This window comes from Promicromonospora sp. NPDC060271, assembly GCF_042726755.1.
In the GTDB taxonomy this organism is placed as follows: Bacteria; Actinomycetota; Actinomycetes; order Actinomycetales; family Cellulomonadaceae; genus Promicromonospora.
The window spans coordinates 1-11,518 of the sequence record NZ_JBHXBG010000150.1; the positions used below are offsets into that span (position 1 = coordinate 1).

At 72.4% G+C, this 11,518-nt stretch carries 12 protein-coding genes and 1 pseudogene; 9 read left to right on the top strand and 4 right to left on the bottom strand.

Annotation, left to right across the window (positions count from 1 at the left end):
* Positions 1-71: 71 nt before the first annotated feature.
* From alr to ACFWE2_RS19850, 5 genes are all read left to right on the top strand, one after another.
* A complete protein-coding gene (alr, locus tag ACFWE2_RS19830) occupies positions 72-1,307 on the top strand; it encodes an alanine racemase (protein WP_377225931.1) in 1,236 nt (411 codons plus the stop codon).
* Positions 1,304-1,873, top strand: a complete 570-nt coding sequence (gene tsaE / locus ACFWE2_RS19835) for a tRNA (adenosine(37)-N6)-threonylcarbamoyltransferase complex ATPase subunit type 1 TsaE (RefSeq protein WP_377225932.1) — start codon at positions 1,304-1,306, stop codon at positions 1,871-1,873. Before alr ends, tsaE begins: the two co-directional genes overlap by 4 nt.
* Positions 1,874-1,899: 26 nt before the next feature.
* Entirely contained in the window at positions 1,900-2,667 is a 768-nt protein-coding gene (gene tsaB, locus ACFWE2_RS19840; RefSeq protein WP_377225933.1) for a tRNA (adenosine(37)-N6)-threonylcarbamoyltransferase complex dimerization subunit type 1 TsaB, read from the top strand.
* Positions 2,664-3,203, top strand: a complete 540-nt coding sequence (rimI, locus tag ACFWE2_RS19845) for a ribosomal protein S18-alanine N-acetyltransferase (protein ID WP_377225934.1) — start codon at positions 2,664-2,666, stop codon at positions 3,201-3,203. The genes tsaB and rimI overlap by 4 nt, the downstream gene beginning before the upstream one ends.
* Positions 3,204-3,305: 102 nt before the next feature.
* Positions 3,306-4,175: a sulfurtransferase gene (locus ACFWE2_RS19850; protein ID WP_377225935.1), complete on the top strand. Its 870-nt coding sequence runs from the start codon at positions 3,306-3,308 to the stop codon at positions 4,173-4,175.
* 241 nt (positions 4,176-4,416) lie between these two features.
* On the opposite strand, the gene tsaD is transcribed toward ACFWE2_RS19850, so the two are convergent.
* Positions 4,417-5,460, bottom strand: a complete 1,044-nt coding sequence (tsaD, locus tag ACFWE2_RS19855) for a tRNA (adenosine(37)-N6)-threonylcarbamoyltransferase complex transferase subunit TsaD (RefSeq protein WP_377225936.1) — start codon at positions 5,458-5,460, stop codon at positions 4,417-4,419.
* Between the two features lie 110 nt (positions 5,461-5,570).
* On the opposite strand from tsaD, the gene ACFWE2_RS19860 reads away from it, so the two are divergent.
* The gene (locus ACFWE2_RS19860; protein ID WP_377225937.1) at positions 5,571-6,185 is read left to right on the top strand and encodes a malonic semialdehyde reductase; all 615 of its coding nucleotides are present in this window, start codon (positions 5,571-5,573) and stop codon (positions 6,183-6,185) included.
* 62 nt (positions 6,186-6,247) lie between these two features.
* Here ACFWE2_RS19860 and ACFWE2_RS19865 read toward each other — a convergent pair whose 3' ends face one another.
* Entirely contained in the window at positions 6,248-7,423 is a 1,176-nt protein-coding gene (locus ACFWE2_RS19865; protein ID WP_377225938.1) for a glutamate--cysteine ligase, read from the bottom strand.
* Positions 7,420-8,688 (bottom strand): SAM-dependent methyltransferase, encoded by a 1,269-nt coding sequence (locus ACFWE2_RS19870; RefSeq protein ID WP_377225939.1) that lies wholly within the window; start codon positions 8,686-8,688, stop codon positions 7,420-7,422. The genes ACFWE2_RS19865 and ACFWE2_RS19870 overlap by 4 nt, the downstream gene beginning before the upstream one ends.
* Before the next feature lie 334 nt (positions 8,689-9,022).
* Here ACFWE2_RS19870 and groES point away from each other — a divergent pair, with 334 nt between their 5' ends.
* On the top strand, positions 9,023-9,319 hold the full coding sequence (gene groES, locus ACFWE2_RS19875; protein ID WP_116673642.1) for a co-chaperone GroES: 297 nt from the start codon (positions 9,023-9,025) through the stop codon (positions 9,317-9,319).
* Between the two features lie 139 nt (positions 9,320-9,458).
* Here the strand turns inward: groES and ACFWE2_RS19880 are convergent, their stop codons facing one another.
* A complete protein-coding gene (locus tag ACFWE2_RS19880) occupies positions 9,459-9,746 on the bottom strand; it encodes a WhiB family transcriptional regulator (protein ID WP_116673643.1) in 288 nt (95 codons plus the stop codon).
* Between the two features lie 190 nt (positions 9,747-9,936).
* Between ACFWE2_RS19880 and ACFWE2_RS19885 the strand changes: the two genes are divergently transcribed.
* Positions 9,937-11,139: a MerR family transcriptional regulator gene (locus ACFWE2_RS19885; protein ID WP_377225940.1), complete on the top strand. Its 1,203-nt coding sequence runs from the start codon at positions 9,937-9,939 to the stop codon at positions 11,137-11,139.
* Positions 11,140-11,206: 67 nt separating this feature from the next.
* Positions 11,207-11,413: pseudogene (locus tag ACFWE2_RS19890) on the top strand (IMP dehydrogenase); the annotation flags it as partial.
* Positions 11,414-11,518 lie beyond the last annotated feature (105 nt).

An 11,518-nucleotide genomic window follows, 5' to 3' on the forward strand; every position in this document is an offset into this window, starting at 1 on the left:
GCTCAGGTCACCCGAGTGACCTGAGCGTCTGACACGTCCGGGGGCGTCCGACAGGTGCAAGAATCTTCTGGATGAGCACCGCCCCCGACCACCCCGCCCGCGCCGTCGTCGATCTGGACGCGATCCGCGACAACGTGCGCGCCCTGCGGACGGCCGCCCCGACCGCGCAGGTCATGGCAGTCGTCAAGGCGGACGCGTACGGGCACGGCCTCGCGCCCGCGGCCCGGGCCGCGCTCGCGGGCGGTGCCACGTGGCTCGGTGCGGCACACGCAGCGGAGGCCCTGGCGGTCCGCGCCGTCGTCGGGCCCGAGGCCCGTGTGCTCACCTGGCTCTACGCACCCGGCGCCCCGTTCGCGGACCTGATCAGGGACGACGTCGACATCGCCGTCGCCGGCGCCTGGGCGCTGGACGAGGTGGCCGACGGCGCCCGCGCGGCCGGCCGGACCGCCCGCGTGCACCTCAAGGTCGACACCGGGCTCGGCCGCAACGGGATCATGCCGGAGGACCTGCCGGCGGTGCTCGACCGGGCAGCGGCGCTGCAGGCCTCCGGGTCGCTCGCGATCGTCGGGCTCATGTCGCACTACGCGCTCGCGGACGAGCCCGACCACCCGTCGGTGAAGATGCAGACCCACGCCTTCGAGGACGCGATCAGGACCGCCGAGGCGGCCGGGATGCCCATCGAGGTGCGGCACATCGCCAACTCCGCCGCGACCCTCACGAACCCGGCCGCCCACTACGACCTCGTGCGCGCGGGGATCGCCGTCTACGGGCTGTCGCCGGTGCCGCACCTCGGCGCGCCCGGCGACTACGGGCTGCGCCCCGCGATGACGCTCGAGGCCCGGCTCGCCACCGTCAAACGCGTGCCGGCGGGCCACGGCGTCTCCTACGGCCACTTCTACACCACCACGCAGGACACGGTGCTCGGCGTCGTCCCGCTCGGCTACGGCGACGGGATTCCCCGGCACGCCTCGGGCGGCACGCTCGGCCCCGGCGGACCGGTCCTCGTGGGCGGCGGCGTCGACGACGTCGCCGCACCCGACACCGGGCTCGGCACCGCCCGCGTGCTGCGGGTCGCCGGCCGGGTGTGCATGGACCAGGTGATCCTCGACCTCGGTCCCTACGCACCGGAACAGGCAGGGGACGTGGTCACGCTGTTCGGGGCGTCGGACGGGCTCGCCCGCGCCGGCGCACCCAACGCGGAGGACTGGGCGCAGGCCGCCGGAACCATCAGCTACGAGATCGTCACGCGCCTCGGGGCGCGTGTGCCCCGCGTGTACGCGGGCACCGCAGGAAGGGAGACCGCGTGAGCGGGACAGCAGGACAGAGCGACCTCACGACGTCGGGGGCGGTGACGCTGGAGCTGCCCGACGCCGACTCGACACGGGCACTGGGCGCGGCCCTCGCCCGGCAGCTCCGCGCGGGGGACCTGGTGATCCTCACGGGCGACCTCGGCGCCGGGAAGACCACCCTCACCCAGGGGATCGGCGCCACCCTGCACGTACGCGGCCAGGTCGCCTCGCCCACGTTCATCGTGGCGCGCGAGCACCCGGCGCTGCCGCGCGAGGACGGGACGCGCGGCCCCGCCCTGGTGCACGTCGACGCCTACCGGCTCGGCGGGCTGAGCGAGCTCGACGCGCTCGACCTCGACTCGTCGCTCGGCGACTCCGTGACCGTGGTGGAGTGGGGGCGCGGCCTGGCCGAGGCGCTCGCGGACGACCGGCTGGAGATCGACCTGGAACGCCCGCGCGGTGCGCCGTCGTTCGACCCCGGCGTGACCGCGGAGGAGGACCCGGAGGCGGGGACGCGGAAGGTGACGATCCGCGGCGTCGGGCAGCGCTGGGCCGGCATCGACCTGGGTGCCCTGCTGAGCTGACGCGGCCGGGTCGGTACCCTGGTCATGTGGCCGTTCTTGCACTTGATACCTCAGCAGCCGTCGCCGTCTCCCTCGTCTCCGACGACGGCACGCGCCTCGCGTCCCGGACCTCGGACGAGCGGCGTCGGCACGCCGAGTCGCTCGCACCCCTGATCGAGGAGGTCCTCGCCGAGGCAGGGGTCGAGCCCCGCGACCTGACCGCCGTCGTCGCAGGTACGGGGCCTGCCCCCTTCACCGGCCTGCGGGTCGGGCTGGTCACCGCGCGCACGCTCGCGCTGACCATCGGCGTCCCCGTGCTCGGCGTGCCCAGCCTCGACGCGCTGGCCGCGCAGGCCGTCAGCGACCTCGGGCTGCGCCCGGGCACGGAGATCCTCGCGACCTCCGACGCGCGCCGCAAGGAGGTCTACTGGGCCCGGTACCGCGTGATCTCGCACGAGGGCCCGCACGGCGTGCCGGTGGTGGAGCGCCTGGCCGGCCCGGACGTCGACCGGGCGGGCTTCGTCGCGCAGGCACAGCTCGCCGCGCCCGAGACGGCGGACGGCCGGCCGCCTGTCGTGGTCGGTGAGGGGGCGATGCTCTACCCCGAGTTCCTGCCCGTGGCGGACGACGCGCCGCTCGTCCCCGACGCGACGGTCCTGGCCCGGCTGGCGCTCGTGCGCCGTGCGGCAGGCGAGAACCAGCCGTCCGAGCCCCTGTACCTCCGGCGTCCGGACGTGCACGAGCCGGCGGGGGTCTCTGCGGGCTCGACCGCCGGCTCCGGCACGTCTGCCGGCCCGGGCGGGGGCGCCGCGTGATCACCGAGGTGCGGCTCCGCCCGCTGCGCAACGCCGACTTCGACCGTGTGCTGGAGCTCGAACGCCTGCTCTTCGGCCGGGGTGCCTGGACCTACGGGATGCTCGCCGACGAGCTCGCCGGCCTCGGCCGCTGGTACATCGTGGCGGAGCCGGAGCGGCTCGACCGGGCGGGGGACCAGCCCGTCGTCGGCTACGCGGGCCTGTGGTTCGACGGCGACGTCACGCAGGTCATGACCATCGGCGTCGACCCGGCCGTGCAACGGCACGGGGTCGGCCGGCAGCTCCTGACCGCGCTGATCGAGCGCTCCCGCAAGGTCAAGGCCGAGGCGGTCCTGCTGGAGGTGCGGGTCGACAACATGCCGGCCATCGAGATGTACCGGGACTTCGGGTTCGAGATCCTCGGCGTGCGCAAGCGGTACTACCAGCCCGAGGACAAGGACGCGTACACGATGCGCCTGGACCTCGCGGCCCCGGCGGACGACACGGCGGACGCCCCGGTGGACGCGCCCGTTGACGCCCCGGGCGACGCCGCCTGATTCCCACCGAGCTGAGAACGCGGTTGTGTTCGTGCGGGTGCCCGGACGGAACACGACCCCGTTCTCGACGAACCGACGGTCGACGATGAGGAGTGCTACCGCATGAGGGAACGAGTTCTGGTCGACGCAGCGAGCCTGGCCGCAGACCTGCGGATCGGCGGTGGAACCGACCCGGTAGAGGGCAGCCCTGTGGTGCTCGACGTCCGGTGGGCGCTCGGGATGACCGACGGTCGCGAGCAGTACCGCGCCGGCCACGTCCCGGGTGCGGTCTACGTGGACCTGGAGACGGAGCTCGCCGCGCCCGCGTCGTCCGCCGCCGGACGGCACCCGTTGCCCTCGGCGTCCGCGTTCCAGCGGGCCGCGCGCGGCTGGGGCGTCTCGGGGGACTCGCGCGTCGTCGTCTACGACTCCGTCGGTGGCACGTCGGCCGCCCGGGCCTGGTGGCTGCTGCGCTACTTCGGCGTGACCGGCGCACGGATCCTGGACGGCGGGCTCGCCGCCTGGAACGCGGAGGGGTTCGCCCTCGAACCGGGCGAGGTGACGGCTGAGCCGGGCGACGTCGTCGTACGACCGGGCGGGATGCCCGTCCTCGACGCGGACGAGGCGGCCGCACTGGCCGGCGGCGAGGGCGTGCTCCTGGACGCGCGTGCCGGCGAGCGCTACCGCGGCGAGGTGGAGCCCGTGGACCCGCAGGCTGGGCACATTCCCGGCGCGGCCAGCGCGCCGACCACCGAGAACCTGCGTCCGGACGGGCGTTTCCTGTCGACTGCGGAGCTGAAGCGGCGGTTCGGGGACCTGGGGGTCTCGACAGGCTCGGCCGGCGGCGGGGTCGGGGTCTACTGCGGCTCCGGAGTCACGGCGTCGCACCAGGTGGCCGCGCTCGCCGTCGCCGGAGTGGACGCCGCGCTGTACCCGGGCTCCTGGTCGCAGTGGTCGAACGACCCCGCGCGAGAGGTCGCGACCGGGGCATAGCAGCTTGGTCAGCAGGTCGGCTCGCTGGACGCGCTCCGGGAACGAGTACAGCAGCACGACGGCGATGGCCACGAACACAGGCGGCGCGCCGTCTCGATGACAGGGACGGGCTCGAGCTTCTCCAGCGTTCTCGCGGTCACGGGAGGCAGCGTAGAACCCTCCGACACCGCTGAGTGCGTGATATTCGCCCTTTCCAGCGGGTCAGAAGGGCGAATATCCCGCACTCGGTGTTGCTGTCGGGTCAGACGGTGATGGTCGTGAGCGGCATCGACGAGTCCACGGGGATGTCCAGGTTGCTCGGGGCGACCCCGGCACGGACGACGGCGGAGCCGAGCGCCGCGATCATCGCGCCGTTGTCGGTGCAGTACCGGATCGGCGGGATGCGCAGGTCGATCCCGGCCTCGGCGCAGCGCTTGGCCGCCATCTCGCGGAGCTGGCTGTTGGCCGAGAACCCGCCGCCGATCACCAGCGTGTCGACGTCGTGCTTGTGGCAGGCCGCGATGGTCTTGGCCGTCAGGACATCGGCGACCGCCTCGGCGAACGACGCCGCGACGTCGTGCACCGGGATGGGCTGCCCGGCGTCGGTGCGGGCCTCGACCCAGCGGGCGACCGCCGTCTTGAGGCCGGAGAACGAGAAGTCGTACGCGTGCTTGGCCTGGTCCTTCGCGGCGGTGAGGCCGCGGGGGAAGCGGATCGCCGCGGGGTCGCCCTCGCGGGCGAGCCGGTCGATGTGCGGGCCGCCCGGGTAGGGCAGGCCCAGCAGCCGGCCGACCTTGTCGAAGGCCTCGCCCGCTGCGTCGTCCAGGGTGGAGCCGAGCTCGGTGACGTCGGTGGCGATGTCGTTCACCATGAGCAGCGAGCTGTGGCCGCCGCTCACCACGAGCGCCATCGCGCGCTCCGGCAGCGGTCCGTCGACGAGCTGGTCGACGCACGCGTGCCCGATGACGTGGTTCACGCCGTAGAGCGGCTTGCCGAGGCCGATCGAGAGGGCCTTCGCGGCGGACGCGCCGATCGTGAGCGGCCCCACGAGCCCTGGGCCCGCGGTCACGGCGATCGCGTCGACCTCGGACAGGTCGACGTCCGCCTCGCCGAGCGCCCGCTGGATGGTGGGGATCATCGCCTCGAGGTGGGCACGGCTGGCGACCTCGGGGATGATGCCGCCGTAGCGGGCGTGCTCCTCCATCGAGCTGGCGACGGCGTCGACCAGCAGCTCGTTGCCGCGGACCAGCGCGACACCGGTCTCGTCGCAGGAGGTCTCGATGCCGAGCACCAGTGGTTCTGCCATGGGGTCCAGCCTAATTGGTCGCGGTCGCGACGTGGTGTGCTGCCCGGTCGTGTGTCCCGCCTCATAGTTGAAGTTGGAACTATCGCCGAGGGCACCTTGTTGGCACCGGCATGACCGAGACACTCGAGGCTTCGGGCCTCGCCATCGACGACGCGACCGCCGACCGGCTGTTCCGCACGGCGCGCACCGTGACGACCTTCGCCGAGTCCGAGGTGACCGACGAACAGCTCGCCGCCGTGTACGACCTCATCAAGTGGGGTCCGACGATGATGAACACGAGCCCGTTGCGCGTGCTCGTCGTCCGCACGCCGGAGGCCCGGCAGCGCCTCGTCGCCAACGCGCCGGAGGGTAACCAGGAGCGCATCGCGAAGGCGCCGGTCACCCTCGTCCTCGCGTCCGACCCCGACTTCCACGAGCGGCTCGACGTCCTCGTCCCGCACATTCCGGGTGCGCGCGAGATGTTCGCGGGCGACGCCGAGGCGCGCGCCGAGGCGGCACGCACGAGCGCCCTGCTCCAGGCCGGGTACCTCATCGTCGGCCTGCGGGCCGCCGGCCTGGCCGCCGGCCCGATGCACGGGATCTACGACGGTATCGACGCCGAGTTCTTCGCCGAGAGCGGCTGGAAGAGCTTCCTCGTCGTCAACGTCAGCTCTGCCGACGGCGCCGACACGACGCGGCCCCGCGCACCCCGCCTCGAGTTCGACGAGGTCTCCCAGGTCGTCTGACACCCGTCTGCCGAAGTAGAGCGCTTGTCCGGACGCCCGCTCTACTTCGGCAGACGTACGGGTCAGGCCGGGAGCGGGTGGCCCGCTCGCATCTCGTCCACCATCGAGCGCACGACCGGTACCAGGTCGCCGCCGTGCGCGGCGGCCACCGCCTGCTGCCGCTGGTACGACGCTCCGGTGCGGACGATGTCCCGGACGCCCGCCAGCTCCGCCGTGCAGCCGAGCCGGTGTGCGACGGGCTCCAGCTCGACCAGCAGCTTGCCTATCGCGTCGACGATCGGCCCCTGGTTGCCGTCGGAGTCGAGGATCACCGTTGCGCCGAGACCGTAACGGGCCGAGCGGAACTTGTTCTCCTGCACGTACCACGGCGGCAGCACGGGCAGGGTCCTGCCCTGGTCGAGCTGGGTGGACAGGTGCTCGACCAGGCAGTGCACCAGGGCCGCGAGCGTCAGGGCCTCCGACAGGTTGGTCGGGCCGTCGCAGACCCGCACCTCAAGCGTGCCGAACGCGGGCGAGGGCCGCACGTCCCAGTGGACCTCGTTGAACGCCTCGACGGCGCCCACGTGCAGCATGTCGCCCGCGTACGCCTCCAGCTCCTCCCAGGTCTCGAACGGGACCGGCAGCCCCGAGCTGGGGATCTGCTGGAACAGCAGCGACCTGTTGGACGCGTAGCCGGTGTGCTGGCCGGCCCAGTAAGGCGACCCCGCCGAGAGTGCCTGCAGGTGCGGGAAGTAGGTGAGCATCCCGCGCATCAGCGGCAGCGCCTTGTCCCGGTGCTCGATCCCGACGTGGACGTGCAGGCCCCAGATGATCAGCTGGGCGCCCCAGACCCCCGTGCGCTCCATGATCCGGGAGTAGCGCTCCTTCTCGCCGACCTCCTGGTCGGCGGCGCGTGCGAACGGATGCGTCCCGCCGCCCATCAGGTCGAGGCCGAGCGGGTCGGTCACCGTCCGCACCCGGTCGAGGAGGCGTTCGAGGTCCGCCCCCGCACCCGCGACCGTTCCGCACACGCCGGTCACGAGCTCGACGGTGTTCTTCATGAACTCGCCGGCCACGTGCGGGGCGTAGCTCGCCGAGCCGTCCGGCGGTTCGACGGCGCTGCGGGCGAGGGCGCCGAGCACCTCAGGGCCGGACTGGGAGAGGTCGGCCGTGTCGGACCGGATCAGCCCGATCTCCCACTCGAGACCCACGGTGGAGCGAGGCGACTCGCCGAATCCGAGCCGGGCCGGCGAGCTCATACGGGTCCCAGCGGTTCGACGAGAAGCACCTGTTGGTTGCCTGCCACGCGTGTGAGCACGATCGTCGCCTCCTCGGTCCCGGTGAGCACGAGCTGCTTGCGAAGTTGTTCAGGTACCACGGCGGTGCCACGCTTCTTGATCGTGACGCGTCCGACGTTGCGGTCACGCAGGTACGCCTTGAGCCGCTTCAGGCCGAACGGCATGGTGTCGAGCACCCGGTAGCCGGTGGCTATCGGTGCCGGCGCCCCTGCCGGGTCGGTGGGCCGGGTCGACGGCAGGTCGGCGGGGCTGTCCGTCGCGACGTACGCGATGGTCGGGTCGACGAGGCGTCCGCCCAGCTCAGCGGCCGCCTGGCCGACAAGTCCCGCACGGATGACCGCCCCGTCGGGCTCGTACAGGTACTGTCCGACGCCGCCGACGTCGGGCACGACGTCGGCGCCGCGGACCGTGCGGCTCAGCGTGTGCTCCTTGCCGTCGTCGTCGGTGAACGTGCGCAGCACGAGCGCCGACCGCCCGGGGCCGTCGAGCGCGAGCGGGCCGAACCAGAGGCCGGCCTCGACCACGTCGCCGTTGACGGAGACCCACTGGGTCTCGGCGTCGTCGGGCAGGCCGTCGTGCGGGATGCCCGGGCCCACCTTGATGCCGACGGCGGGGACCGTCTCGCGCAGCGCCCAGACGGAGTCGAGCGGGGGCTCGTAGGCGCGGGGGTCGAAGACCCGCCTGCTGCGCGTGCCCGAACCGCCGCTCACCCGGCGGGCCGGGTCGGCGTAGACGCCCTCGATGCCCTCTGCGCGCAGGTCGAGCCCGAGCCCGTCGGCGTGCCGTACGTCCGCCTCGGGGAAGTGGCGCAGGTTCCATCGCGCGATCGCGGCGGTGCACTCGTCCAGGTCGGTGGCGACCACCCGCAGGCCCGTCCCGGCGAAGGCGAGGGAGTCGGCGCCGATGCCGCAGGTGAGGTCGGCGAGGACGGAGACGCCGGCGTCGAGGTACCGCCGGGCGTGCAGGGCCGCGACGAGGAGCCGCGTCGCCTGCTCCAGGCCGTCCGCGGTGAAGAGCATCCCGTCGGCGAAGTCACCGAACTTCGCCCGGGCCCGCGTGCGCAGCCTGGACTGGGTGACCACCGCGGCCGCGAGGTCCGGCGCGACGCCCCTGTCCCGCAGCGCGGTCACGGTCTTCATCGCCTGTCGCTCGTCGTAGGGCGGGAGGGAGCCAAGCAGGGCCCAGCCGTCGGGGCTGAGCAGTTTGCTCAGAATCGCCGCATCCATGGGAAGATCTTTCCACGTTTGTCCTGGTCGTGACGAGCGGCGCGACGCAACCTTTTCGTAGATATGGCGAGATTCCGGTGTGGCGGCGGCGCGTCGTCCCTGCGGAGTGTGAGCCACTCCACCCGATTGGCACTCGCCTTGACCGAGTGCTAGCGCCGACCTAGATTTGGGGTTGTTCACCGCTGCGGGAACCCGGTCCACGGGCCCGCGGGGGAGAACCCAGACGTTCGTGCCCGCCGGCACCCGCGACGACGGCGGACCGTCGAACGTTCGAGCCCCTTACGTCCACCACGAAGCAGATCTCGCGATCCGCTCATGAAAGAGGAGGTCCGACGTGTCGGTCCCCATCAAGCCGCTCGAGGACCGGATCGTCGTCAAGGCTCTCGAAGCCGAGACCACGACCGCTTCCGGCCTGGTCATCCCGGACACCGCCAAGGAGAAGCCCCAGGAGGGCGAGGTTCTGGCCGTTGGCCAGGGCCGCATCGACGACAACGGCAACCGTGTGCCGCTGGACGTCGCCGTCGGTGACAAGGTGATCTACTCCAAGTACGGCGGCACCGAGGTCAAGTACGCGGGTGAGGAGTACCTGGTGCTCTCCGCCCGCGACATCCTCGCCGTGGTCGTGAGCTGACTCCAGCTCACCCAGGTAGACGACGAGGGCCCCGCACCGGGAGGTGCGGGGCCCTTGCCTTGCCTGGAGTAGGCGGAGAATGGATGGAGACTCGATCAGGCCAGGCCTGAGTCGAGGAGAAGATCAAGCCACGCGTGAATCAAGCGGAGACGGACTTGCCGGCGAGGATGGCGGAGCGCTCGTCCTCGCTGAGCCCACCCCACACGCCGTACGGCTCGCGCACGCGGAGCGACTGCTCGCGGCACTGCATCATCACGGGGCAGGAGCGGCAGATCGCCTTGGCGGCCTCGGCGCGCCTACGGCGTGTCGACCCACGCTCGCCCTCGGGGTGGAAGAACAGGGTGTCGTCCGCGTCGCGGCACGCTCCCGTGTACTGCCATTCCCACAGCTCCATCACCGGACCGGGAAGCCTCGAGATCTCCGTCATGCCGAACAACCTACAAGTTGTGCAGAAGTTGTTCAAGGGGCAGTTTTCCGACGGACCGCCTGAATCGCGTCACGGCAAGCGCGCCAGAGCTGACCGGTTTTGCGTCGATCTGAACCGGATTCCACCGAGATCGGCGGCACGCCGGTTTTCGCAGTGGCGCGGAGAGGTCCAGGTCGGCAGAATCGAGTCCATGACATCTTCGCGGCCTGCCGAGAGCTCGGGCGGGTCACGTGCATCCAGCCCCGGACTGGCCGTCGCCGCAGTGGCCAGACGTCTCGGGGTGGCGCCAGCCACCCTTCGTACGTGGGACCGCCGGTACGGGCTCGGCCCGTCGGGCCGGACCGCTGGATCGCACCGCCGCTACACCCCGGACGACGTCGCTCGTCTGCTGGTGATGCGTCGTCTGACGCTCGAGGGTGTCGCGCCGGTGGACGCCGCGCGGGCCGCCGTCGAGGCAGGGGACGCGGAGCTCGAGGTAGCCACCCGGTCGGCGCCCGCGCTGCCTGCCGTGCAGGTCGAGAACGACCTGGACGGCGCGGAGTCCGAGGAGTTCGCCGAGACGTTCGTCGGAACCCTCCGGGCACCTGAGCCGGGCGAGGAGCCGGCGCCGCCGCCGAGCGCCGAGCCGAAGGAGGAACCGCGTGGCCGGGCGCGACTGCGGGCACTCCCCGGCGGCGCGACGGGCGGGGACGCCCCCGCCGCGGTGGGACCACGCTCGGCCACGGCACCGGCCCCGACGTCGGGTCGGGTCTCGGCCCTGGTCGACGCCGCTCTCGCCTACAGCAGGACCGCCTGCGACAACCTGCTCGTGCTCGGCCCCGACGGGGACCCGGCGACGTGGTGGACCGATCTGGTCGAGCCGGCGTGGCTGCGTCTGTCCGAGCGTACGGTCCTCGCCGGTCCGGGCGAGATGCCCGAGGTGGTGCTCGCGACCGCCGCGCTGCGGGCGCTGCGCCACTACACCGAGGAGTTCGAGCGGGCCGTGGTCGAGGCGGGTGGCCCGCCGGCCAACCACCCGAGCCGCATGCGCAAGATCGTGCTCGTGTTCGCGGCGCCGGACGAGGTGGTGCCGCTGTCCGCGCACGCGCTCGCCGCGGCGCTGGCCGCACAGGGCGCGATGGCGCGGATCGTCACGGGCCCAGCGAGCACGCACCGTTCGGTCGAGCTGGTGACGATGGTCCGGCCGACGGCGGTCGTCCTGGCCACCACCCAGAACAAGCCCGACCTCGACGTCGTGCACGCGGTGAACGAGAGTCATCCGGACCTGCCCATCTTCGTGGGCCTGCGGGCCGACGCCGCGGCGACGGACCTGCCGTTCGGTCCGACGGTGCAGCGTGTGCGCTCGTTCACCGGCCTGTTGCACGAGGTGCTCGCGGTCATCAAGGCGAGGTGACGCACGCCTCGGGCCGGTACCACCGCCCGACCAGGATCCGCGGCCGCACCGGCCGTAGACTTGCTGCATGACGGACCAGACCTCGCCGGCCGACCCGTTCGGGTTCCTCGGGCTCACCTATGACGACGTCCTGCTGCTGCCGGGTTACTCCGACCTGGCGCCGTCGGACATCGACACGACGTCTCGCCTGACGCGCGAGATCTCGCTCAAGATTCCGCTGCTGTCCGCGGCGATGGACACGGTCACCGAGTCGGCCATGGCGGTCGCCCAGGCGCGCCCGGGTGGTGTCGGCGTCCTGCACCCCAACCGCACCCACGAGGACCAGGCCCACCAGGTCGACCACGGGAAGCGCACGCAGACGGGCCTCTGTCTGATATAA